We start from the raw sequence: 2,859 nt of genomic DNA, 5'->3' as shown, positions 1-2,859 counted from the left end.
GCCGCTCTCGGCCCACTCGACCGAAAAGCCGCGCCGAAGCAGGTTTTTCTGCATCAGAAGGGCGAGCCCCTCGTCGTCGTCGATATAGAGGATGTGGATCAGGGCATCCGCATCGCCGCTAGAATTGCTCATTCGGTCTCCCGGCGTTCTCTCGCAGCGACGACCGCCCGCAAGCGTCCGAGTCGTCCGCATGGCAATGTCGTATTGCATTGGCCGCCTGGGGTAAACAGCGGTTATCCCTCGCTCTTGTCGCAGGTGGCGCGGAAGGAGGATCGCGGGAATCCGGCATTTTCAGAACATGACCCTAGCCTGGGGAGGAACCTATGGAAGCCGTTGAAGGAGATGGGAAAACGAAAAACCTGAAATGAGATGCATAAACGCTAAGCGGCCCGATAGGTTCCGCGGATAAGCTAATTTTTCTGGAATTTCCGATGGCCGGATACTTCGGCTCCCGCCTCCGCCGGCAATTGCAGAAAGCGCAGCGATGAGACGACGCCGATCACGCCGACCACGATGAAAGCCCAGCGGAAATCGGCAAGGACGGGATTGTCGGCGCCCCTGAGAGCCGAGGCGATGTTGAGCACGGCCGCCGCCACTGCCACGCCGAGCAGCATCGATACCTGCTGCAGCATGCTCGACAGCGTCGATGCGGAGCTTCGCTGCGCCGGGCCGATATCGGCGAAGGCGAGCGTGTTCAAAGCGGTGAATTCCATCGACCGCGACAGGCCAGCGAGGAAAAGCAGCGCGTGGATGAAAAACGGCGGCGTCTCCGGCGAGAGGAAACCGCAGCCGACGATCGAAAGCGCGGCGATCAGCCCGTTGACCCCAAGCACTGCGCGAAAGCCGAAGAAACGCAGCAATGGCGTCGTCACCGCCTTCATGCTGAAATTGCCGAGGAAATAGACGAGCAGATAGGTGCCGGCGGCAATCGAGCTCAGGCCGAAGCCGAGCTGGAACAGCAGAGGCAGCAGGAACGGCGTCGCATTGATCGCCATCCGGCAGGCCGTGCCCGCCGACAGCGTCGACATCGAGAAGGTCTGGATGCGGAAGGCCGAAAGATCGAGCAGCGGATTGTCGACGGCGAGGAAATGCCGCGTCGCCATGACTGACAGCACGATACCCGCCGCCAGCATGGATATGATGGGCAAAAGCCCGCCGTCCCATTTGACCGAGAGTTCGAGGGCGGCGAGCAGGAAGGTCAGCCCCGCGGCGCTCAGCACAAAGCCCACGAGATCCAGCCGGCCGGGATTGGTCTCGCGCTGCTCCGGCACGAAACGCAGCACCAACGCGATGCCGAGAATGCCGATCGGGATATTGATGAGGAAGTTCCAGTGCCAGCTGGCATAGGTGGTAATGACGCCGCCGAGCACCGGGCCGATCACCGGCGCCGTCAGCGCCGGCCAGGTGATCAGCGCGATCGCCTGGACGAGTTCCGACTTGCGGGCGTTCTTCAGCACGATGATGCGCCCGACCGGCGTCATCAGTGCACTGCCCGCCCCTTGGACGGCGCGCCACAGCACGAATTCCGCAAGACTGCCGGACAGCCCGCAGAACAAGGAGGCGCCGGTGAAGACGGCGATCGACATCAGGAAGATGCGGCGCGCGCCGAACCGATCGCCGAGCCAGCCCGACAGCGGAATGAAGGCGGCCATCGTCAGCATGTAAACGGTGATGCCGATGCTCATCGACACCGGCTGCACGCCGAAGCTCGCCGCCATCTGCGGCAGCGAGGTGGTGACGATCGTGCCGTCGAGGATCTGCATGAAGAAGGAAACGGCAACGACCAGCGCCACGATCTTCGCCTGGCGGCCGCTCGCGGCCTCTTGCCCATTCTCGCTCGTCTCTGCCGTCGTCATCGATCTGCCAATAAAAATTCCGGATGACGCGGCAGGCAAACGGGAAGGAAGCCGATCGGAGATCTGCCGCGCGGAGGAGCGCGGATATGGAAGCCGCACACTGGCTGAATACGCCCGTTGCAGCCGGCCGGAAAGGCTAAATCTCGCACTGCGCGGGAATATTCCCGATGCGGCCCGATACGTCGCGGCATCGACCCAAGAAAGGATTCAAGAAAAAGGCCCCACCGAAGCGAGGCCAAGCTTGAACCGCTCCGGGGAAAAACAGGAGCGGCGTGCAGTCCATACCGTGCGATCGATGTCGCAGCGAGGCCAGATGTCGCTGCATCGGTACGCTCGCCAAGAATTTTTCGCGATCTGCGAAAATATCGGCTCTCGAAGTATCCGCCTATGGGACGCGACACCTGTCGCGTTGCAGCAACGATTGGCGCTTGCAATGTTTATAAAAACAGATATCACTAAACATATTGCTAAACATGATGATTGAGGAGTTCATGTGAGCATTCTCTGAAGTGGGTGAACATGCGACGCCGGCGGGGAGCCGGCCCTTGGTTCTGGGAGGAACTTATGCAGAAAACATCGAAAGCCCTTTTCGGGCTGGCCACGGCATTCGTCATGTCGTCGGCATTGCCCAATCTCGCCAAAGCCGATGAACTGACGCTGTGCTGGGCCGCATGGGACCCCGCCAATGCGCTGGTCGAGCTGTCGAAGGATTTCACCGCCAAGACCGGCACGCAGATGAAGTTCGAATTCGTTCCCTGGACGAGTTATGCCGACCGCTTCCTCAACGAGCTGAATTCGCACGGCAAGCTCTGCGATCTCATCATCGGCGACAGCCAGTGGATCGGCGGCTCGGCCGAGAATGGCCACTACGTCAAGCTCAACGACTTCTTCGACAAGGAAGGCATCAAGATGGATGACTTCGTGCCGGCGACGGTCGTCGGCTACTCGGAATGGCCGAAGAACACCCCGAACTACTGGGCGCTGCCCGCCATGGGCGACGTCG

Annotated in this window: 3 protein-coding genes and 1 pseudogene; 2 read left to right on the top strand and 2 right to left on the bottom strand. The window is 61.0% G+C overall.

Features of this window, described 5'->3' with window-relative positions; all coding sequences use genetic code 11:
* Nucleotides 1-132, bottom strand: a pseudogene (locus tag FY112_RS37840) (two-component system sensor histidine kinase/response regulator); the annotation flags it as partial.
* 278 nt (nt 133-410) lie between these two features.
* Nucleotides 411-1,856 (bottom strand): MFS transporter, encoded by a 1,446-nt coding sequence (locus tag FY112_RS16135; protein ID WP_151518839.1) that lies wholly within the window; start codon nt 1,854-1,856, stop codon nt 411-413.
* On the opposite strand from FY112_RS16135, the gene FY112_RS36770 reads away from it, so the two are divergent.
* Nucleotides 1,762-2,340 carry a hypothetical protein gene (locus tag FY112_RS36770; RefSeq protein WP_165507540.1) on the top strand — a complete coding sequence of 193 codons (579 nt, stop codon included), beginning with the start codon at nt 1,762-1,764 and terminating at the stop codon, nt 2,338-2,340. The two genes, FY112_RS16135 and FY112_RS36770, sit on opposite strands and share 95 nt — an antisense overlap.
* Before the next feature lie 80 nt (nt 2,341-2,420).
* A partial coding sequence (locus FY112_RS16125; RefSeq protein WP_151518838.1) for an extracellular solute-binding protein occupies nt 2,421-2,859 on the top strand: 439 nt, incomplete at its 3' end.

It is taken from the genome of Rhizobium sp. PEPV16, from assembly GCF_008919455.1.
Taxonomy (GTDB): Bacteria; Pseudomonadota; Alphaproteobacteria; order Rhizobiales; family Rhizobiaceae; genus Rhizobium; species Rhizobium leguminosarum_Q.
This window is presented reverse-complemented; position numbering and strand designations above follow the sequence as displayed.